This is a genomic window from Candidatus Saccharimonadales bacterium (assembly GCA_036397795.1).
Lineage (GTDB): Bacteria > Patescibacteriota > Saccharimonadia > Saccharimonadales > DASWIF01 > DASWIF01.
In genome coordinates this window covers 1-21,272 of sequence record DASWIF010000012.1, presented here as the reverse complement: position 1 = coordinate 21,272, position 21,272 = coordinate 1, and the positions used below count along the sequence as shown (strand labels likewise).

Annotated in this window: 22 protein-coding genes; 20 read left to right on the top strand and 2 right to left on the bottom strand. The window is 49.4% G+C overall.

What is annotated here, in order from left to right; all coding sequences use genetic code 11:
- Nucleotides 1-75 precede the first annotated feature (75 nt).
- The 11 genes from VGA08_00790 to VGA08_00740 all read left to right on the top strand — a co-directional run bounded on the left by VGA08_00790 (nucleotide 76) and on the right by VGA08_00740 (nucleotide 10,404).
- Complete coding sequence (locus VGA08_00790) at nucleotides 76-2,187, top strand: polyribonucleotide nucleotidyltransferase (GenBank protein ID HEX9679142.1); 2,112 nt, start codon at nucleotides 76-78, stop codon at nucleotides 2,185-2,187.
- Nucleotides 2,188-2,221: 34 nt separating this feature from the next.
- Complete coding sequence (locus VGA08_00785) at nucleotides 2,222-2,788, top strand: uracil-DNA glycosylase (GenBank protein ID HEX9679141.1); 567 nt, start codon at nucleotides 2,222-2,224, stop codon at nucleotides 2,786-2,788.
- A gap of 8 nt (nucleotides 2,789-2,796) precedes the next feature.
- Nucleotides 2,797-4,794 carry a ribonuclease J gene (locus tag VGA08_00780; GenBank protein HEX9679140.1) on the top strand — a complete coding sequence of 666 codons (1,998 nt, stop codon included), beginning with the start codon at nucleotides 2,797-2,799 and terminating at the stop codon, nucleotides 4,792-4,794.
- A gap of 32 nt (nucleotides 4,795-4,826) precedes the next feature.
- Nucleotides 4,827-6,968, top strand: coding sequence for a DNA translocase FtsK 4TM domain-containing protein (locus VGA08_00775; GenBank protein ID HEX9679139.1), 2,142 nt, complete (start codon nucleotides 4,827-4,829; stop codon nucleotides 6,966-6,968).
- Nucleotides 6,943-7,557 (top strand): helix-turn-helix domain-containing protein, encoded by a 615-nt coding sequence (locus VGA08_00770; GenBank protein ID HEX9679138.1) that lies wholly within the window; start codon nucleotides 6,943-6,945, stop codon nucleotides 7,555-7,557. The genes VGA08_00775 and VGA08_00770 overlap by 26 nt, the downstream gene beginning before the upstream one ends.
- A 106-nt stretch (nucleotides 7,558-7,663) precedes the next feature.
- Nucleotides 7,664-8,035: a 30S ribosomal protein S6 gene (gene rpsF, locus VGA08_00765; protein ID HEX9679137.1), complete on the top strand. Its 372-nt coding sequence runs from the start codon at nucleotides 7,664-7,666 to the stop codon at nucleotides 8,033-8,035.
- A gap of 4 nt (nucleotides 8,036-8,039) precedes the next feature.
- Nucleotides 8,040-8,513, top strand: a complete 474-nt coding sequence (gene ssb / locus VGA08_00760) for a single-stranded DNA-binding protein (protein HEX9679136.1) — start codon at nucleotides 8,040-8,042, stop codon at nucleotides 8,511-8,513.
- A gap of 9 nt (nucleotides 8,514-8,522) precedes the next feature.
- Nucleotides 8,523-8,714 carry a 30S ribosomal protein S18 gene (rpsR, locus tag VGA08_00755; protein ID HEX9679135.1) on the top strand — a complete coding sequence of 64 codons (192 nt, stop codon included), beginning with the start codon at nucleotides 8,523-8,525 and terminating at the stop codon, nucleotides 8,712-8,714.
- Nucleotides 8,635-9,282: an elongation factor P gene (efp, locus tag VGA08_00750; GenBank protein ID HEX9679134.1), complete on the top strand. Its 648-nt coding sequence runs from the start codon at nucleotides 8,635-8,637 to the stop codon at nucleotides 9,280-9,282. Before rpsR ends, efp begins: the two co-directional genes overlap by 80 nt.
- 112 nt (nucleotides 9,283-9,394) lie before the next feature.
- On the top strand, nucleotides 9,395-9,670 hold the full coding sequence (locus VGA08_00745) for an ArsR family transcriptional regulator (protein ID HEX9679133.1): 276 nt from the start codon (nucleotides 9,395-9,397) through the stop codon (nucleotides 9,668-9,670).
- A gap of 5 nt (nucleotides 9,671-9,675) precedes the next feature.
- Nucleotides 9,676-10,404 carry a TlyA family RNA methyltransferase gene (locus VGA08_00740; protein ID HEX9679132.1) on the top strand — a complete coding sequence of 243 codons (729 nt, stop codon included), beginning with the start codon at nucleotides 9,676-9,678 and terminating at the stop codon, nucleotides 10,402-10,404.
- On the opposite strand, the gene VGA08_00735 is transcribed toward VGA08_00740, so the two are convergent.
- Together VGA08_00735 and ychF are read right to left on the bottom strand one after the other, a co-directional pair.
- Complete coding sequence (locus VGA08_00735; protein ID HEX9679131.1) at nucleotides 10,383-10,760, bottom strand: DUF4260 domain-containing protein; 378 nt, start codon at nucleotides 10,758-10,760, stop codon at nucleotides 10,383-10,385. The genes VGA08_00740 and VGA08_00735 overlap by 22 nt on opposite strands.
- On the bottom strand, nucleotides 10,753-11,844 hold the full coding sequence (gene ychF / locus VGA08_00730) for a redox-regulated ATPase YchF (GenBank protein HEX9679130.1): 1,092 nt from the start codon (nucleotides 11,842-11,844) through the stop codon (nucleotides 10,753-10,755). The genes VGA08_00735 and ychF overlap by 8 nt, the downstream gene beginning before the upstream one ends.
- 75 nt (nucleotides 11,845-11,919) lie before the next feature.
- On the opposite strand from ychF, the gene VGA08_00725 reads away from it, so the two are divergent.
- The 9 genes from VGA08_00725 to VGA08_00685 all read left to right on the top strand — a co-directional run.
- Complete coding sequence (locus tag VGA08_00725; GenBank protein HEX9679129.1) at nucleotides 11,920-12,429, top strand: CDC27 family protein; 510 nt, start codon at nucleotides 11,920-11,922, stop codon at nucleotides 12,427-12,429.
- A 47-nt stretch (nucleotides 12,430-12,476) separates the two neighbouring features.
- On the top strand, nucleotides 12,477-14,918 hold the full coding sequence (locus VGA08_00720) for a hypothetical protein (GenBank protein HEX9679128.1): 2,442 nt from the start codon (nucleotides 12,477-12,479) through the stop codon (nucleotides 14,916-14,918).
- Between the two features lie 54 nt (nucleotides 14,919-14,972).
- Nucleotides 14,973-16,022: a type IV pilus assembly protein PilM gene (gene pilM, locus VGA08_00715; protein ID HEX9679127.1), complete on the top strand. Its 1,050-nt coding sequence runs from the start codon at nucleotides 14,973-14,975 to the stop codon at nucleotides 16,020-16,022.
- Nucleotides 16,019-16,735, top strand: a complete 717-nt coding sequence (locus VGA08_00710) for a hypothetical protein (protein HEX9679126.1) — start codon at nucleotides 16,019-16,021, stop codon at nucleotides 16,733-16,735. The genes pilM and VGA08_00710 overlap by 4 nt, the downstream gene beginning before the upstream one ends.
- Before the next feature lies 1 nt (nucleotide 16,736).
- Complete coding sequence (pilO, locus tag VGA08_00705; GenBank protein HEX9679125.1) at nucleotides 16,737-17,357, top strand: type 4a pilus biogenesis protein PilO; 621 nt, start codon at nucleotides 16,737-16,739, stop codon at nucleotides 17,355-17,357.
- Entirely contained in the window at nucleotides 17,354-17,608 is a 255-nt protein-coding gene (locus tag VGA08_00700) for a hypothetical protein (protein ID HEX9679124.1), read from the top strand. Before pilO ends, VGA08_00700 begins: the two co-directional genes overlap by 4 nt.
- Nucleotides 17,609-17,620: 12 nt before the next feature.
- Nucleotides 17,621-19,420: a GspE/PulE family protein gene (locus VGA08_00695; protein HEX9679123.1), complete on the top strand. Its 1,800-nt coding sequence runs from the start codon at nucleotides 17,621-17,623 to the stop codon at nucleotides 19,418-19,420.
- A gap of 17 nt (nucleotides 19,421-19,437) precedes the next feature.
- The gene (locus VGA08_00690; GenBank protein ID HEX9679122.1) at nucleotides 19,438-20,502 is read left to right on the top strand and encodes a type IV pilus twitching motility protein PilT; all 1,065 of its coding nucleotides are present in this window, start codon (nucleotides 19,438-19,440) and stop codon (nucleotides 20,500-20,502) included.
- Between the two features lie 3 nt (nucleotides 20,503-20,505).
- Nucleotides 20,506-21,272 (top strand): type II secretion system F family protein (locus VGA08_00685; protein HEX9679121.1); only part of this gene is annotated, 767 nt, incomplete at its 3' end.

The following is a 21,272-nucleotide window of genomic DNA, read 5'->3' as shown; positions in this document are numbered from 1 at the left end:
ATGGCGAATAGGATGATAAATCTTGTCCTGCTCAGCATTACCACAAGCTGTCCAAGAAGATAAGGAGAAAGACATATGGCAGGGACCATTAACCCTTTTAACGGTAAAATTATTAAAATTGACACAGAGTTTTGCGGCCGAAAATTGACATTCGAAACTGGCCGGCTGGCGTTTCAAGCCGCCGGCGCTGTGCTGGTTACCTATGGCAAGACTGTGGTTTTAGGTGTCGCCCAAGCCGCCGATGAAGCCGCCGTTGGGTTTGATTACTTTCCGTTGTCAGTGGACTACGAAGAAAAGATGTATGCCGCCGGCAAAATTTCCGGCAGCCGTTTCAATAAACGCGAGGGCCGGCCAACCGATGAGGCGGTTTTGGTCTCGCGGCTGATTGACCGGCCAATCCGGCCGTTGTTTCCCAAGGGCTATCACAACGAAGTCCAGTGCTTGGCCTACGTTTATTCGCTTGATCCGGAAGTTAAGTCAGATACGGTAGCAATGATTGCCGTTTCGGCCGCTTTAAGTTTGACTGGCGCTCCATTTGCCGGTCCGGTGGCCGGAGTTAGAATCGGTCTGGTCGACGGCAAGCTCAAGCCGTATCCTTCTACCAGCGAGTTGAAGTCGTCAACTTTGGATCTGATGGTGGCCGGTACCAAAGAGGCTATCATGATGGTCGAGGCCGGCGCCAGTGAAGTCGATGAACCAACGGTGGTAAAGGCCCTGGAGCTTGCCCATAAATCAATTCAACCGGCCTTGACCTTGCAGTCGGAGCTGGTTAAAAAAGTGGGAGTCAAAGCCAAGGAGTTTGAACTAACATTGCCACCAAAGAACGTCACGGAAGAAGTCGATAAGTTCCTTAAAGGCAAGCTCGGCGAAAAAATTCGCGGCGGCGAGAAACTAGAATACGACCAACGCTTAGACGAGCTTAAGCAGACCTTGCTGGCGGCTTTAGTGAAAGACGATGAAACTGATAAAACTCCATATTTGGAAGCATATGATTTGGCCATTAAAGCCGAGGTTAAACGGGCGATTTTAGAAGATGGCCGTCGGCCTGACAATCGCCAACCGGATGAAATCCGGCCGCTCAGCTCAGAAGTGGGCGTGCTGCCCCAGGTCCATGGTTCGGCCCTGTTTACCAGGGGGAGTACCCAGGCCCTTAACGTCACCACCCTGGCGCCGAGCAGCTACGCACAGCTTCTGGACACGATGGACGAAAACGCTACGGAGAGGTACTTCCTGCATCATTACAATATGCCGAGTTTTTCTACCGGAGAAATCCAGCGTCCGCGCGGTCCCGGCCGCCGAGAAATCGGCCATGGCGCACTGGCGGAACGAGCCTTAAGAGCGGTCGTGCCTGATGTTGCGGACTTTCCTTATACCATCCGGACGGTGTCGGAAATCTTAAGCGGCAACGGCTCAACCAGTATGGCCTCGGTTTGTTCCGGCTGCCTCAGCTTGATGGATGCCGGGATACCAATCAAAGCGCCGGTTTCTGGCATCGCCATGGGTTTGATGAGCGACGGGAAAAAATTCGTTGTACTAAGCGATATCCAAGGTACCGAAGATTTTGCTGGCGACATGGATTTTAAGGTCGCCGGGACAGCCAACGGTATCACAGCTCTGCAAATGGATATTAAAATCCAAGGCATTACCCAGGACGTTATGGTTAAGGCTCTTGATCAGGCTAAAACCGGACGGGCCGCTATTCTTAAGCACATGCTATCGACCCTAGCTGAGCCGCGAGCCGAATTACACCCGGAAGCTCCTCGGGTAGAAAGCCTAAAGATTGACGTCGAGCAAATACGGGAAGTGATTGGCAAAGGCGGGGAAACCATCCAGAAAATTACCGGTGAGACCGGTACCGAAATTGACATAAAAGACGACGGAATGATATTTGTAGCCGCCAAGAACAAAGTCGATATCGATAAAGCAATTGATTGGATTAAAAACCTGACCGCTAAGCCAGAGATTGGCAAAGTCTACGACGGCACAGTAGTTAAACTGATGGATTTCGGCGCATTTGTCGAGTTTCTCCCCGGTAAAGATGGCATGGTTCATATCTCGGAAATCGCCGATCATCGAGTAGAGCGAGTGGAGGACGAGCTGAAAGAGGGCGATAAAGTCCGGGTTAAACTGATAGCGATTGACGATCGGGGCCGCAATAACCTAAGTATTAAACGAGCAGGAAACTGACCCTGAAGGCGGGTAAGAGCCACTTAAAAACGCCATGGATCAAGCCCAAGAACTAAAAAAATTAGCCGATGAAATCGTCAAAAATAAGGTCTGCCCCGCTTTAGCCAGCCAAGCTACTCAGCTGGTGCTTGGCGAGGGCAACCCGAATGCCGACATTGTCTTTATCGGCGAAGCCCCTGGCGCAGAAGAGGACAAACAAGGCAAACCATTTGTAGGTAGGGCTGGACAATTCTTAAACGATATGTTACAATTAATTCACCTCGAGCGATCAGACGTCTACATAACCAATATTGTCAAATATCGACCACCCAATAATCGTGACCCTGAACCAGATGAGAAAGCAGAATTCTTGCCGTACCTGCACAAGCAACTGGCGATTATCAAACCCAAGTTAATCGTAACCTTAGGACGACATTCGATGTCGGCGTTTCTCCCTGATTTCCGAATCAGCGAGATACACGGGCAACCGAAACGAACCAGCGGAATTGTTTATTTGCCGCTATATCACCCGGCCGCTGCGCTGTATAACAGTTCGATGAAGGAAATTCTCATGGCCGATTTCAAAAAGATTCCAAAAATACTCGATCAACTAAAAAATTAGGAGAAAACATGGGTCAGCAAAGACTAAAAACACCTGCTCCGGACGACCGGAGAAAGCAAACTAACAAAAAACATACACCTGACACCGCCGTCCTAGCTGGTACGGCTACTAGACGGGGAGAAGTCATGCGCGCCAGTCGGCGTAACAGTGACCTTATTAACGCCAAAGCCAGCCAGCACATTATCAACGTGCCGGTCAATAAAAACGAATTTAATGGTCGCCAGGGACAGCAATTTACGACTGGTGATCTAAGGCGAGCCAGCCAATTGCCCATCGCCAAAGAAAAGACGCTCAAAGTAATACCTTTGGGCGGATTAGGCGAAATGGGAATCGGTAAAAACATGGCCCTACTGGAATATGAAAACGATATTATCGTAATCGACATGGGCCTGCTTTTTCCCGGCAATGATTACCCGGGTATTAACTATATGGTGGCGGATATTACCTATTTGGAAGAGCGGAAGCATAAAATTCGTGGCCTTATCTTTACTCATGCTCATCTCGACCACGTCGGCGCGGTAAAACATCTATTAAAGCGATTGCCAGCGCCGGTTTACGGCTCCAAATTTACTATCAGTATGATCCAGCGCCAGATGGAAGAGGACCCAACCGGCTACTCTCCCAATTTGAATGTCCTCAATCCGGATACTCACGAAAAAGTTAAGCTGGGAGACGCTTTTACCATCGAGCTAATCCGGGTCAATCATTCGGTACCAGACAGTACGGCCGTGGCCATCAAGACCCCGGTCGGGCTGGTCATCCATAGCGGAGACTGGCGGTTCGAAGACAACCCGGTCGACGGTAAGAAATTTGATCTTGAACGGATGGCCGAAGTCGCCAAGGATGGTGTCTTACTACTTATGAATGAAAGCACTAACTGCGAGTACATGGACAAGATCGAGCACGGTGAGATTGACATTAAAGAGTCATTTAAAGAAGTAATGAAACGGCCCGGCCGGATTATCATCTCGGCTTTTTCCAGCCAGATCCATCGTATCCAATCGGTTTTAGAAGCCGCCCAAGTCAATAACCGACACGTGGCTTTTGCCGGTTACAGCATGATTCAAAACATCGAGGTCGCATTAAGAGCTGGAGCGCTTAAAGTGCCAAACGGTGTCATCATGAAAATGGACGACATCATCAAACTGCCCGATGGCAAAGTGGTTGTGGTCTGCACCGGCTCACAGGGAGAAATGAATGCTGTACTATGGCGTATGGCCACTGGCTCGCATCGGCATATCAAGGTAAAACCGCAAGATACTATTGTCTTTAGCTCAAATCCGATTCCTGGCAATGAAATAAATGTCGTTAAAACGGTTGACGGATTGATGCGCGAAGGCTCCCATGTGTTGGAAAACCGAATTCGGGAATTTGACGGTTGCGGACCGCTGCACTTAAGTGGTCACGGAAACTACCACGATCACGTCAAACTGATAAATATCCTCAAACCTAAGTTCTATATGCCAATCCATGGTGAATTCCATATGCTAGTGCATAACGCCGAGCTTATTCACCGGGAGTTTAAAACCCCGCGTGAGAATATCTTCGTCATGGACAATGGCGACGTGCTGGAGTTAACTGCTAAACAGGCCGCTAAGACCGGACGGGTTAAAGTCGGCAGTGTGATGTATGACGGTGCCGCGGAAGAAGTGTCCGAAGTCGTCTTAAAAGACCGATTGCACATGAGCACCGAGGGTATTTTTACTGTCATTTTGACCATCGATAAGGCTACTCGCCAGTTCATGACTAGTCCTGACATAATCTCCCGCGGCTTCATTTATTTGCGGGATAGCGAGGAATTAATGAGTAAGATTCGACGCTATCTTAAGCAAAAAGTGATCAAAGCGTACGCTGCCGACCAGCCGGATCTGGACGATTTGAAAAAATCAATCAGAGAAGACGTAGCCCACATCCTCTACGATGAAACCGAACGAACACCAATAGTTATTGTGGTTATTAACGAAGTCAGCCGGTCCAAGGAACCAACAGCGGTCCAACCTCGCTGATTGACCACAAAGCCGTTATACTGGTGGGCAGAATGGCCAGAACCAAGAAGAAAAACAAGAGCAAAAAATCCGTCGAAGAAAAAACCAAAGCCGGCCCGGAAGGTTTTGGACGGCAGGCCTTAGCTTTTACTCTGGGGGCGGTTTTCGCGCCGCTACTGGTGCTGGCGATGTTTGGCTTGGGCGGCAGTCTGCCGGTGAGATTATTCGACTCTACCAAATGGTTGATAGGGGCTACAGCCTATCTGGCTCCCGTCCTGTTGGTCTACGCCGCGCTTAAGATGTTTAGAAGTGAAGATCATAAGCTGCCAAAGGCTTCATTTTGGGGCATAGTTCTGCTCTTAATGAGCTTGAGTGGCCTGTTTCATCTGGGGATATCGCGCGATCAATCACTAGCAACGGCTGACCGTGGCCAGAGAGGTGGTATGTTGGGTCATCTGACGGATTCAGCCCTATTTCCGCTGCTGGATCGGATTGGCACGGCCCTAGTACTGCTAACGATCGGTTTGCTGGCGGTATTATTTATCCTGAGAGTTCCGATAAAAAGTTTTTTGAGTTTGTTTATCAAATCTTTTCGGGCCCAGCCTGATGGCAGTTCGGATCAAGACAAAGAAGAAAATCACTTCCAGCTCAACGAAGGAGTACCGATCGAGAAGTCTTCGGCCAAGCTGAGTAACTTTAAAGATACGGCGCAAAAACTCTCTCCGACTGAAAACCACCAGGCTTTAACCACGACCAAAGATCCGGGTTGGGAGCTGCCCGGGCTAGAGCTTCTGATCGATAAACAGGACGAGGCCAATCCTGGCGATGTTCAGGGAAACGCTGACATAATTAAAAATACGCTGGAAGACTTTAATATCGCGGTTGAAATGGAAGGTGCAAATGTTGGCCCGCGGGTAACCCAATATACGCTAAAACCCCAGGCCGGTGTTAGGCTCAGCAAAATAACTTCGCTCGACAATAACCTGGCTCTTAACCTGGCAGCGGAATCAATCAGAATGGAAGCGCCGATACCGGGTAAACGGGCAGTCGGTATTGAGGTGCCAAACCAGAAACCAGCCAGCGTTAGAATCCACGGCGTTATTAGCAGTAAAGAATGGCAAGCCGACACGTCACCGCTGACTTTTGTCATCGGTCGAGATATCGCCGGTAATCCAGTTATCGCCGATTTGGACAGGATGCCGCACTTGTTAGTAGCGGGCCAAACCGGTTCCGGTAAAAGCGTCATGATCAATACGCTGCTAACCAGTTTGCTCTATCGTAACTCGCCGTCGGATCTGAAAATGATACTGGTCGACCCCAAACGGGTGGAATTAAAGCCGTTTGATGAGATTCCCCACTTGCTTACCCCGGTCATAACCGAGCCAGAAAAAACAATCTCCGCACTTAAGTGGGCAGTGGCAGAAATGGAGCGGCGATACCAGTCTTTGTCTGACGCCGGCCGGCGCAACATCAACGAATACAACAAACTGAAAAAAGAAGAGGGCATGCCCTTTATTGTTATCGTGGTTGATGAGTTGGCGGACATGATGATGATGGCGGCCCGCGATGTCGAATCACTAGTGGTTCGACTAGCCCAAAAATCACGTGCGGTTGGAATCCATCTGGTATTGGCCACTCAGCGCCCAAGCGTTGACGTCATTACTGGTTTGATCAAAGCCAACGTGCCGGCCAGGATTGCTTTTACCACCGCCAGCCAGGTTGATTCGCGGACAATTTTAGACCAGATGGGAGCAGAAAAACTACTAGGTCAGGGTGACATGCTTTATACCAACGCCCAGATGCCAAAACCCCGGCGGCTCCAAGGTGCTTTGATTGAAGTCGAAGAGGTAGAAAAAGTCATGGACTTTATCCGTATGCAACGGGCGCCGGAGTACGACGACGAGGTGGTAGCCCAGCCGGTCCAACTCAGCGGCGGTATCGGTGCCAGTGCAGACGACGTGGACGACACGCTGTACAAAGACGCAGTACAAATGGTAATTGACACCGGTAAAGCCTCAACCTCCTTCTTGCAGCGGCGTTTCAGCATTGGCTACACCCGGGCGGCCAGATTGATTGATATGATGGAAGAGCAAGGAATCGTGGCCCCGGCCCACGGTAATAAACCCCGTGATGTCTTAGTCAGCGGCCACGATGAGGTGTTTGGACCGGATGCCAATAACGAAGAGCAGGTTTAATCCCGGACGACGACTCCAGCGGGCACGGCAAGCCGCTGGGTTAAGCCGTCAAGCCGTCGCTAGCCGATTAAATGTCAAGCCTGAGGTTATCAAACATCTCGACCGGTGGGATCTATCCAATATTACTGACGCTCAGTCCCGCCGGCTAGTTAGAAAATACGCGATTGTCGTGGATCAAAATCCAGCCGATTTTGAAGGCTATGTCCCGGACGAAGAACGTACAACGGTTAATAAAAGCCGGCTGTTCGTACTTAGCCGAACTAGCTTGAACTTACTCATAGCGTCTTTGTTGATCGTCTTGTTCGGTTTCATTGGCTGGCGCACGTTTGAAGCCACCGCCCGACCAGGATTAATGATTGACCAGCCGGTCAACGAACAGGTACTATCGAGCCCGCTCGCGGCGGTGTCGGGCCGAACTTCAGAGCGTGCTCAAGTTTATATCAACGGTTTGAACGTACCAGTTAGCCCGGATGGGTCTTTTCATACCGAGGTCATCCTCAGTCGGGGCACCAACAATATACAAATCATCGCCATAAATGGATTCGGCCGGCAAGTTGAGGTCAGTCGTTTGGTCGTTTATCAACCCTAGCCTGCTGTTGACAAACAGGGGTAGATGGACTATTATTACGTCAATATAAAAACCTTAAGTCTGCGACCGCTAGTGTGCGTGGGCTAAAACCAACTAATCAGTAAGGATGCAAATGAATCAATATGAAATGGTGCTGCTGCTGCACCCAGATCTGGAAATCGACCTGGATAAGCCGCTAAAAAAGGTCGAAAGCCTGATAGATCAAGTCAAAGGCAAGACCGTTACAACTGATGTCTGGGGCAAGCGAAAGTTAGCTTACCCGATAGCCGGTGAAGATTTTGCGGTTTACGTTTTCTACGAGGTTGAACTGCCGGGCGAATCGATCGGTAAGCTGGAAAAAGCGCTCAACATAACCGACGAAGTGCTGCGATATTTGGTGACCCACCCGGTGCCTAAAGTAGAAGAAGAGGCCGAAGAGGCAGCCGACGACGAAGCCAAGGCCCCGATTAAAAAAACCACTAAGGTTAAGGAGGATTAGATAAATGGCGCGAGGATTTAACAAAGTGATATTACTGGGTAATTTAACCCGCGACCCAGAGTTAAAAGCGCTTCCTAGCGGTCAGAACGTATGCAGTTTCTCACTGGCAATAAACCGAACTTGGCGTAATGCCGATGGCGAGCAACAGGAAGCGGTGGATTACATTGACTGTAATGCTTGGGGTAAAGCGGCTGAAATCATCAACCAATATATGCAAAAGGGCCGGGCACTCTTGGTTTCAGGCCGATTACAGCAACGAACGTGGGAACAAGACGGCCAAAAGCGCTCCAAGGTCGATGTCGTGGTTGAGGACTTTAACTTTGTCGGCGGGCCGGGAGAGTCGGCCGCGCCAGCTACCGGTAAGGCAGCATCAAGTTCAGCCAACTCGGCTAAGCCCAGCGCTAAAAACGCCAATGATGACGTTGTGATCGAGGACATCGACGACGAACCGGTAGATTTAAGCGACATTCCCTTTTAAGGAGGACCTATGGCCAGACGCAACGATCATCCAGCCGTTTTTGATTACAAAGATTTTAAGTCACTTCAACGATACATTAACCAGTTTGGGCAGATTGAGAGTCGCAAAAAGACCGGTTTAAATGAAAAACAACAAAAACAATTGGCTCGAGCCATTAAAAAAGCCCGACATTTGGCACTCCTGCCCTTTGTTGTCAGATAGGCAGCTGGTGTACGGGATTACCGAATTAAAAAAGGGAATCGTCATTGACGTTGATGGCGTACCCTATCAGATAGTCGACTATGCCCAGAAGGTAATGGGTCGGGGAGGCTCGATCGTTAATGTTAAGATTAAAAGCCTCAAAGATGGCCGCGTGCTAGATAAAACTTACAAAGGGAATGAAAAAGTCGAAGCCGCCGATATTGTGAGGAGAAAGGTCCAGTTTTTATATGCCGACACCGACACCGCGCATTTTATGGATGCTAACACCTATGAACAGTTCGAAGTGCCGATTGATATCACTCGGGACTCGCTCGGTTTTTTGCCCGAGGGCGTTAGTGTTCAAATTCAGCTGTATGACGCCAAAGTGATCGGGTTGGAGTTACCAGTCAAGGTACCGCTTAAGATAGTCTCTGCTCCAGAAGTTGTAAAGGGTGATACGCAATCGACCGTCCAAAAAGAAGTTACATTGGAGACTGGCCATAAATTGCAGGTCCCAATGTTTATTAAAAATAACGAGACAATACTGGTTGACACCAGGGATGGTTCCTATGTCGAACGCGCCAAATAGTTTTTAAGTTTTGTATTTTCTTGACCCCGAAAACGTTCATGGTTGACGACATTCATCGTTGTATGCTGTACATAAGTTTCTAACTTTCTTGAGAAAGTCAGAAAGTCTAGTTATGAATAACGCAACAATAATTAAAGTTGAAGATATAGCAAAGGGCGTGGCTAATGCTAAGCGCGTAGCAGTTCTGCTGGCACTGGCCAGAAAGAGCCCACTCTACATTGATGAAATACAGGATAATGTACCGATGCATTACAAAACGTTAAATATGCACTTGCAGCGTCTGCATCGGTCGGGCTTAATTGCTAAAGAGTTTAAGGGTCCTACTATCCAAATTTATATAACGAAGCGAGGAAAGCAGATTCTAACTTTCTTGAGAAACTTAGATTAACAGATATGAATAAGCAAAATAGACCAAGGCAACGACTGGATGTGGAGCTGGTTAAGCGCAAACTGTTAATGAGCCGCTCGCAGGCCGAATCATATATCAAGCTGGGGAGGGTCAAGGTTAATCGCCGGCCGGCGGACAAAGCCGGCCAACCGATAAAGGCAACAGACAAACTGTCCGTAAGCGGCGAGCAGTATGTCTCCCGCGCGGCATTCAAGCTGGCGTCGGCCGTCGAGAAACTAAACGTAGATTTTAAGGACAAAATAGTGCTTGATGTCGGCAGTTCCACCGGCGGGTTTACTGACTATGCCCTCGCACATGGTGCCAAATTAGTTATAGCCGTCGATGTCGGTACTAATCAACTTCATCCGACTTTGCGCGCCGATAAACGGGTCGAACTGCATGAAAAGACCGATATTCGGGACTTCCAGACAGATCAAATAATCAATTTAGTGCTGATTGACGTGTCTTTCATAAGTTTGCGCCAGGTACTACCTGCTATCTCCAAACTTCTAGTTCCTAACTCCCAAATTCTGGCCATGGTCAAGCCTCAGTTTGAGGCCGGCGGCCGTTACAAGCACAAAGGTGTAATCAAAAACGACGCCATCAGACGGCAAATCCTCAAAGAATTTGAGGAATGGGTGAGAAATAAGTTTTCTATCGTCGGCAAAGCCGACTCAGAGATCAGCGGAGCCAAAGGTAACAGGGAAAGATTTTACTTGCTGCGGTCGCTTTGAGAGATTGTTCCCAGATGAGTGTACTTGAATCCGTCGAAGCTCTTTAAACCATAACCTAACGAACGATCGAGCCCAATATGGGCCAGCCATATAACCGAGAACTTGAGCCACAGATCTTCGTTTAGTTGCCAGCTAGCAGCCGCCAAAATTAGAGGCAGGATCAAGCTATGTCCGATGTTGTATGTCAGGGCGCCTAGCCTGTCATTCTTTAGATATCCCACCATAGAGGCGTCAAAACTAAAGATGAGGGCCCCAAACCAAAGCCAGTGGCCACCCAGCTCAGCGTAGACAAACAAGCTGGCTAACAAAATAATCAAACCCTCAGCACGAAGCCAAGCTACAGTTGGCCTAGACATTAAATTTGAACTCCACAACGTCGTTTGGCTGCATAATGTAGGTTTTACCTTCAGTTTTGACCTTACCATGAGCTCTTGCCTGTGGCCACGTTCCGGCCGCGACAAGATCATTTAAATCAACAACGTCAGCGGCGATAAAGCCGCGTTGAAAGTCGCCGTGGATGACCCCGGCAGCTTGCCAGGCCGTAGACCCGGCTGAAATTGTCCATGCTCGGACCTCCTTTGGCCCAGCCGTTAAAAAGCTTTGCAAGCCGAGTGTGGAATACGCAGTTTTGGCCAGCTTATCTAAGCCAGGCTCGTCGACTCCGACGCTTTTTAATAGCTCTTTGGCTTCATTTTCTGGTAAATCTTTAAGCTCCGACTCCATGTCGGCATTAACGTACAAAGCTTTATCTTGAACAATATACTTGTTCAGTTCATGTTGTTTGTTCATATCTGTTAAATCAGCCTCATCCACGTTGAATACATGGATAATTGGCTTAATTGTCAGCAGTTGAAGCTGACGAAAATTGTCAGACTGGATGGCTTTATTTACAAAGTCAGGATGCCGATTGAGCGCCTGGTCGGCGTCGAGTAGTTCCTTAGCCCGGATAAGTAGCTCGACGTCCGCCTTTAACTTGGTATTTGATTGGGATTCCTTGTCTAGGGTCGGCAGTCGTTTATTGACGGTTTGCAGATCGGCCAGTACGAGCTCAGTCAGAATAATTGCGACATCTCTTTGAGGATGAACCGAATTCTCAACGTGTTTGACATCGGCGCTTTTAAACACTCTGATGACCATCAATATGGCGTCAACTTCTCTGATGTGGCTTAAAAATTGATTGCCCAGGCCCTCACCTTTACTGGCACCGGCCACCAGGCCGGCGATGTCGACGAATTTAATGACGGCTGGCGTAATCTTGGCTGAGTCGTAAAGGCCGGCCAGACTAACTAGCCGCTCGTCGGGAATAGGCACAATGCCGGTGTTAGGCTCGATTGTGGCAAACGGATAATTAGCCGCTAATATGTCATTTTTTGTCAGGGCGTTAAATAGGGTGGACTTGCCGACGTTAGGCAAGCCGACGATGCCGATCGATAAACTCATACAAATATCGTACAGAAACAGATTGATTTAGAGAAGTAATTAGCGTATGTTGTTAACATAAGCGTTAGCATCAACATGCCCCGAAAGAAAAAAAGCGATAAACCAGCCGCTAAAAGTGCCGAAGTCCAAGATCAGGGGACGTTTGGCTCAGTCGGTGTGTCCCAGCAGAAACTACGATTGGTTTTAGGAGCGGTTATCCTCGTGGTGGGAGCGATCGCCGGTTACTACTGGCTTAAAAATGATCCGCCCGCCACCGGGCCGCTGACGGCTGAACAAATTAATGTTAACGATCTGGAAAACACGGTAGCTCATGTTAACGAAGAAAACCGAGAAAATGCTGAACTAGCTCTTGCCATAGCCTATTTTAATAATGCGCAGTATAAAGAAGCACTTGAAATTTATCGGGAAAAAGAAACAGCCGACCCTAACGAGCCATCAATTTTAAAAATGATAGCGCTTTGTTACATTAATCTAAACGACAAAACAAATGCTCGAACCTATCTGGAAAAAGCCAAGTCAGTCTACGGGGCTAAAGTCGAGACCGCTGAAGTCGAACTAATCGATTCGCAGTTGGAGTCTTTATGACCTATCAATTAGTCACGAGCCATATCAAAACCGTAATCTTATTACTGATGACTGTCCTTGCCTGGGCAGTATTCAACCACGATCAAGCTTACGCTCAAGGGGCTTTTTCGGTTACCAACCGAATGCCCGAACCGAATAATTTTGTACCAGGCGCCAGTCCGTCGGGTAATGGCGGTGGCGACGTTTGGATGCTGGTAGCTAATTATGGTGCGGGTAATGGTCTGGACGCCCCGAGCTCTAGGGTCAGAATTTACTTTCCACCAAGCATAATCGGACCACAAACCGTACGATTACTGCATCCTGACGTCTGTTCTGGCGCGATCGGATCAGGAGATATTGATTCCGACGTGTATGCCCCGACAGTCTTCAATGTGTATAAAGTAAGCGGCAATGACGTTACGGATACTGCAACTTTATTGGATTCATACTCCAGTAGGGATTGGGGCCAAGTAGGCAACGCGCAGTGCCAGCCGGTTGATTTAACCTTTCCCAGAAACCAGCTGGAGCAAATTAATACAGGCGGCAAGAAGGCCTACGACGGCTATTATGTGGTCGAGTTGAGGGTTGATACGGCCGGAGTCGGCGGTGTCAATGCCTTTAAAGTCCGAGCTCCGGGGGCAGAAGCCATTGGCACCAGAGACAACGGTAACGCTAAATTTGCTTTTCAAGACAGGAACGGCACGAATGATACCTTGACGGATTTTAATTTGGGGTTCGCACCGGATTGCGACGTAACCGATCCAGTAGACGTGAGGCTGGAATGGTTTGATGATGACCGCGCTGGTATTAATGGTGCAACAATTCAGAACAATAGTAACTATAGAATGGAAGTACGAGAGTTACGGCGCAGCGATGGTAGCGTTAACCAGACTTGGTTTATGGATTACAGCGGCACTAACAATTTTAATGCTACTAGTGGCTGGTTAGGCAATGGTATACCCGGTAGTCCAAATGGCTGGGCCGAGATAACGGTGCAGAAAGGTTTCGTTTACGAATGGACTTGGTATAACGTCAAGAAAACTAACGGTATTCAGTTCCGATTGCCATATGACTCAATTAACTATCGGATCTTATGCCCGGTAAGCGGGGCGTGGGATTACGATATTCAACTTAGGGGCGTAAATAGTAGTTCGGTATTGTTTCCGGGGGATAGGTTCACAGTCGATAGCGAGGTTATTAATAATGGTGAAATTTCGGGCGATAGGTACGAGCATAGAGTTCAGGTTAGTGGCGGAAACAACTGGCGCGCAACCGCTCAAAATATCCTCAGGATTGTTAGTCGATCTCAGCCCAGCGCCAGTTCAATAGATAACACCACCATGGGCGCGGTCTGGGACCAATCGGGGCTGGATCCCGGCCAAAGCCGGATCAGAGGAGTAACCTACGAGGTTAATAGTAACGCCCGGCCCGGAGACGAAGTGTGCTTTATCGGCATCGTTCGACCGGCCGGCGGGCCACCGGGCTCAGCTACGGAAGACAACACCGACAACACAACGGACGACGAAGACGGGCCGGCTTGGATTTTTGACGACGTCTGCATTCTTATTAAAGAAGCGCCTTATTTTAGAATTGCCAACAATGACATTTGGTCGGGCGGGGTTTTTGCCAACGCTAATCGAACCAATCCAGCGTCTGATCCGCTGGATTGCTCTGGCGTTACAACCATGGGCCAGGCGGGCATCCGCGGGTTTGAACACGGCGGCGTTGGCGCCTATGGCGACTTGGCTGCCATGAGCCTGGGCGACATTAACCAGTTTGGCACGCTCGGTAATCCCACCGGCACGGCTTTGACGTTTGCTAACACCGGACCGCTGGGCAACCTTGGTGCTAGCCCACTTTGTATTTACGACCTATTTAACTACTTAGATAAGAGCGATAGCTTAACCCAGACCGCTCCCAACGCTTACACTAGCGTGCCTCCAACCGGTCAGTACTTTATCAATAAGTCCGATCCGAATTCTAATTTTAAACTAGGACGCAACAGCGGCTGGACGATAAACGGACGCACCACCATAATTATTAGCGGCGATGTTCAGATAAGGGGCAATATTGAATATAACCAGAGCGGTTTTAGCAGCAACAATGGTTCGATCAGCGGACCGGCCTTTGCCTTGATTGTCCGGGGCAATATCTATATCGAGCGGGACGTCACCCGGCTGGATGGGCTATACGTGTCATTGTTTGACGAAACTGTGCCGCCTAGTGGTGGCGGCGGCTTCATTCACACTTGCGTAGAAGTCAGTGGTGCAGAGATCAACACACTGTCTACCGGTTTGTGTAACAACCGGCTAGAAATCAGAGGAGCCGTCATTGCCAAGCAACTGATTTTGAACCGAACCCGTCAGGGCGTACTCCGAGGCGTACTCCGAACCGGCCATGCCGAGATATTCCGCTTTGGCCCCGAGCTATACGCCAACCCCCCACTTTTATTAGGCGATCCGAATGCGCTCGAGACTCAATCAGTCAGAGATCTACCTCCGGTGTTTTAGGTAAGTATTTAAAGATGGGTGGGATAAAAAGCTTATGCTAAAATACGGAAGAAGATGAACCTCAAGAGCTTACTTGGTTTTAGTGAATTTTTTGCCCTAGACATCGGGACGACGGCTGTTCGGATTGTCCAACTGCGGGGTGGCGGCGGAACCAAGAGCTTGGTTCGTTATGGCAGCGTGCCGATTGACGCCAAAACAGCTGAGAGCGATTCCGCCAGCGACCAAAAGCGACTAGCCGACGTGATTGCCCAGGCAGTCAAGCAAACGGGTGTGGGCGTAAAGGAAGTCGTGGTGGGAATACCTTCTAATAAGATGTTTGCCACGGTGGTTGATTTTCCCAAATTAGCCCAACATGAACTAGAGAAAACTATCCAATACCAATTGGAGACACACATCCCGATGTCCATAAGTGAGTCCAAAGTCGACTGGGCAGTGCTGGGCGATTCCCCGACCGGTCAGGACAAAGTAGAGGTTCTGATCTCGGCCGTATCCAACTCCTTTGCCGAGGGCCGGCTTGATCTGCTTGAGGGGATTGGTCTTAACGTCGTGGCGCTCGAGCCCGACGGTTTAGCGCTTTGCCGCTCGCTATTGCCGCTGGGTTCGACTGGGGCCGGGCTGATTGTCGACATCGGCGATAGAGCTACTGATTTGGTTATTAATTATGGCGGCAATCCACGGCTGGTACGCTCTATTCCGACTGGCGGTTCGACGTTTGTTAAGGCGGCTCAGCAGAATCTCAACGTTGACGAAAAGCAGGCAACCCAATTTGTTTATAAGTTCGGCCTAAACCAGGACAAGCTCGAGGGTCAGATCTATAGGGCTCTGGAGGGCACGATCGACAGCGTGGTCAGCGAGGTTCAAAAATCAATCAAATACTTTGACGCGCGATACGGCGGCGTCAAGCTGGATAAAATCATCGTTTCCGGCGGCGCGGCGACCCTGCCCGGGTTTCCGCTTCATCTGGCCAACAAGGTTGGCCTCCAAGTGGAAATCGGCAACGCCTGGCTAAATGTGTCCTACCCACAATCGAAGCACAATGATTTGATCGCGCTATCCAATCATTTTTCCGTAGCGGTCGGTTTAGCCGAAAGAGCATCGATATGATTAGTCTCAACCTCCTACCTGACATCAAAAAGGAGTATTTACAGACCCAACGGCTGAAACGGCTATTGATGGTAGGTTCAATAATAACCAGCCTGCTGTTTGTGACCGTCGCTATTCTGTTAGCCATTTTTGTCTTCGGATACCAACGGCTGGAACGGTCAAATACCCAAAGCGAGATAGATGAAGCGTTGGCCCAACTTCAGTCAAAACCGGACCTAGACAAGATAGTGACCATTCAAAAACAGATTGAGGCTTTGCCGAGCCTGCACGATCAGAAACCGGCGGCTCAGCGTTTATTCGATTACCTCAATACGTTAATACCGAAAGACATTTCATTAATCAAAGTCGACTTTTTCTTTGGCGGTACCTCCGAGAACGCGCTATTTGGTGCTGAGGGTGAAGCCGGGGCGGAAATTAATGGCAGCGGTCCCGACGCCAACGCCGTCAATGTTTTTGTCGACACCTTAAAGAATGCCGAATTCACTTTTGACGGCGCGCCAGAAGTCATCAAGCCACTTACCAGCGTGATTTTAGAATTTTCGGTTGAAGAAGATAGAAATACTTTTAAGATTGTCCTGAAGTTTGACCCGGTTTTGTTTGATAACACCAAGACCGGCGCTAAACTGAGCGTTCCTAAAATCACGACCAGTAACTCGGTCAAGGAAAGACCGACTGGCTTATTTGCGGCGCCGAGCGAAGAGGGGCAAAACTGAGATGAAATTAGCTATCTTCTCGACCAAGCGCCAAGCCATAGAAAAAGCTAAATCGACGGTCTTGACTAGTGTAGTAATCGCGTCCATTGTCGTGTCGTTCTCGATTGTTACTGTTAATTTTTTGTGGGATTTGAGGGGTTATAACAGCCGGGTTATCAAAGAGAAGAACCTGGCCAAGGTAACGCTTAGGCAGAATCTAATCAATGCCGATGAATTGACTGCGCAATTTTCTGTTTTTGAAGCCAGCGGCGTCAAGTCTAGTGAAATACTAGACGCTCTGCCGAGCACCTACGATTACGCCGCGCTGGTCACGTCAGTTAACTCGATTGCCAAGCGTAGCGGTCTGGAGCTGACTGGCTTTGCCGGAACTGATCAAAGCAATGAAGCACCCGGCACGGCAGTTACGCCCTCGCCGTTTGAGATGGCCTTTTCCATCAGCGTAGCCGGTAGCTACGACAGCCTCAAAAAGTTCGTGGACAACCTTGATAGGAGCATCCGGCCCTTCCAGGTTCGGGCTTTGTCAATCTCCGGTACCGATCAAGCCATTACGGCGGACATCGCGATCTCAACATATTTTCAACCTAAGGCCGATATCGGCACGGAGACAAAGGTAGTCCAATGATCAAACAAGGTGACATTGCCGTCGTAATTTTGGTCGTAAGCATCAGTTTAGTGGCTTCTTACTTTTTGGGTAATGCCATTATTAACACCGACGCCAACCGCTCGACGGAAGTGGAAGTCATCAACCCAATCAGCGCTGAGTTTGGTGTTCCCAGTGACAATATATTCAATGACGAAGCCTTAAACCCGACAGAACTAATTCGGATTGGCGACGACGGTACCAATACCCCGTTTGTTGAGAGTAACGACTAAATTCTCGGCAATATGAGTGTCCTCTCGACGGAAAACCAGCAACAGGTTGAGGAAGCCTTGGTTTCAGCTGGTTTAATTGCCGACGAAGACCTGGCCTCCTATAAAGACGAAGCCGCCAAGGCCAAAGAACCGTTGTTTCAGTTATTGATTAAAAAGGGCGTCTTAAACGACGAACAGCTGACAAAAACCCTCGCCAACGTCACCAACGTGCCCTACGTGAACTTATCAGAAGCGGCGATCGACCCAAAAGTTCTAAATCTCGTGCCAAAAGATATCGCCGAACGTTTTATGGCCGTTCCGCTGGGAGAGATGAATAACAGGTTAGTGGTGGCGATGCTAGACGCCAATAATGTTCAAGCAGTGGATTTCTTATCGAATAAAATCAGCCGTCCGCTGAAGGTATATCTGGCGTCCGAAACAGGTATAAAGGGAATTTTGGCCCAGTATCACGTCGGTTTGGATGAAGGCATATCCGCCGCTTTGGGAGCTGAAGAAAAAGCTGCCGATCAAGCCGAGGACGAGCACAAAAGCGATAAGAAAAAAGACAAAGACATCAAAACAATCGTCCAAGACTCGCCGATTAGCCGGGCACTGACGACTATTTTGGACTATGCCGCCAAATCGGGCGCGTCCGACATCCATATTGAGCCCATGCCAACCGACGTTAAGATCCGAGCCCGGATTGACGGTGTTTTAAGAGAAATCATGCGGTTGCCCAAATCAATTGAGCCGGCATTGGTTTCTCGGGTTAAAATTCTCAGTTCGCTCAAAATTGACGAGCACCGGGTACCCCAAGACGGCCAGTTTGATATTTTGGTAGCCGAAAAGGAAGTTGACTTAAGAATTGCTATCTCGCCGGTGGTCTGGGGAGAGCAGGTTGTCATTAGGCTGCTGGATAAATCCGGAGTCAGCCTCAAGTTAGAGGACATGGGTTATCGCGGCCGGGCCCTAAGAACGATTCGAGAAGGTATCAAACAACCCAACGGCATGGTCTTAACCAGCGGTCCGACTGGATCAGGTAAGTCAACTTCAATGTATGCCTTGATACAGGAAATTATTTCCGACGAGATAAACATCGTTACGCTGGAAGATCCGGTGGAGTACAAGATGAGTGGGGTTAATCAAATTCAAGTCAACTCTGATGTCGGTCTGACCTTTGCTTCCGGGCTGCGGGCTATTTTGCGTCAGGACCCGGACGTGGTGCTGGTCGGGGAGATTAGGGACAAAGAGACCGCCCAGCTGGCAGTTCAAGCCGCGCTGACCGGGCATTTGGTATTTTCAACTCTTCATACCAACTCGGCTTCGGGCGTGTTGCCGCGTTTGTTGGATATGGGCATCGAACCGTTTTTGATCGCCAGTACGGTTAATACCGTCATTGGCCAGCGGCTAGTCAGGCGCATAGACGAAGGCGGCAAGGAAGAATATCAGTCTAACGACGCCGAGACCAAGTCCATCCAGGAGACATTGGGCCGCTTGCTGCCCAAAACCAAAGAAGACGCCGCCCAGGCGGCCCAGGATCTGGGTTACGACAATTTGCCTCTGGCCGGTGAAAAAGCTTATACTTTGTATAAAGGTCATGACAGTAAGCAAAATCCCGGCGGCTATAAGGGCCGAATGGGGTTGTACGAGGTCATAGACGTCAACGAGGAGATTGAAAACTTGATTACCAAACGATCGACCAGCGGTGAAATCCAGAAACTGGCGCAAGCTCAAGGCACGGTAACGATGCGCGAGGACGGTTACTTAAAGGCGCTGCAGGGGTTAACCTCAATCGCCGAAGTCAACCGGGTAGCCGCGCTGGATAGCGCGTAAGTAAACGGAGGTGGGAAATGGCTGAACAAAGAATCGAATTACTCCTGGAAGAGGTCATTAAGAAGAAAGCATCTGACCTTCACCTTCAAGTCGGCCTGCCGCCGATGCTCAGAATAGACGGCAGTCTAACTCCCGTTCAGGGGGGCAAGGTACTGGACGAAGAAGCGGTCGAGGCTCTGATCTTCGCCATTTTAGACGAGGATCAAAAGCAGATTTTACTCAAAGACAAAGAATTCGATTTTTCCTTTGCTTTTGGCGAGTTAGGCCGATTTCGGGTCAACTCGTTTCACGAGCGGGGTAATTTAGCTGCCGCCTTGCGTTTGATTCCAAATGAAATACTCTCGATTGAGCAATTGGGCTTGCCCAACGTCATAAACGGTTTTGCCGATTATCCGCGCGGACTGGTGCTAATCACCGGCCCGACCGGCTCGGGTAAGTCAACTACTTTGGCGGCACTGGTGGACAAAATCAACGAGGAACGGGCTACCCACATAATTACCATTGAAGACCCGATCGAGTTTACCCATAAAAGTAAAAAAGCCGTGGTCGTCCAGCGCGAAGTCCATTACGACACTTATTCCTTCTCGGCGGCCTTGCGCTCCAGCCTGCGGCAGGATCCGGACGTCGTCTTGATCGGTGAGATGCGGGATTTGGAAACCATCTCAGCCGCCATTACCATCGCCGAAACGGGGCACTTGGTGTTTGCCACTCTGCACACTAACTCAGCTAGCCAGTCGGTCGATCGTATGATTGACGTTTTTCCGCCGCACCAGCAGCCTCAAATCAGAGCCCAACTGGCTAATATCCTTATGGCGATTTGTTCCCAGCGCTTGATACCGGCTATTGGCGGGGGTCGCTCCGCCGCCGCCGAAATATTAGTTGCCACCCCGGCGGTAAGAAATATTATTCGCGAGGGCAAATCTCACCAGCTCGAGGCCGTTATTCAAACTGGAGCTGAACACGGTATGCAATCGATGGATAAAACCTTAGTTCAAATGATTCATAACGGTACGATTACCTACGACGAGGCTAGAAATTACGCCGTCGATCTGGAAGAACTCGATAGGATGATGCGCGGATAGCCTATGCTGACTTACGAGTACACCGCTCGCGACACTAAAACCGGCCAAACCATCAAAGCCGACGTTCAAGCCCAATCAGAACAGGCCGCCGCCAAGTTGCTCAGCGAACAAGGTCTGGCCCCAGTTAGTATTCGCATTAAGGGCGAAAAAAAAGGCCTGCTAGCGGGATTTAAAAACCGCATAACCGCCAAAGATCGGGTACTGTTTGCCCGGCAACTATCGACGCTGATAAATGCCGGTATGCCGTTGACCCAAAGCCTCAGAACGGTGCAGGAACAAATTGACAATCACGCCTTGTCGCAAATCGTCAGCTCGGTTATCGCCGACGTTGAGGGCGGCAACGCTTTTTCTAAGTCGCTGGAAAAATATCCCAAGGTTTTTAATAGTGTTTTTACCAGCCTAGTGGCTGCAGGCGAAGTTTCGGGAACGCTTGATTTGGCGCTGGAGCGGATTGCCGCCCAGCAAGAAAAGGACGCTGAGATCCTGTCTAAAGTCAGGGGGGCTTTGGTCTATCCAGTGATTGTTTTGGTTGTCATCTTAGGCGTAATAATTTTTATGCTGACTACCGTCTTGCCTCAAGTCGAGCTGCTCTATACTGACCTTAACCAATCGTTGCCGTTTATAACCGCCGTGTTGTTGTCGGTGTCCCGGTTTATTACCAATTTATGGTGGTTGCTATTGATACTACTCATTGGCGCCGGATACTTTTCCCGGCGCTATATAGAAACGGATGGTGGCCGGGCCACTTTTGACCGGCTAAAAACCAGCCT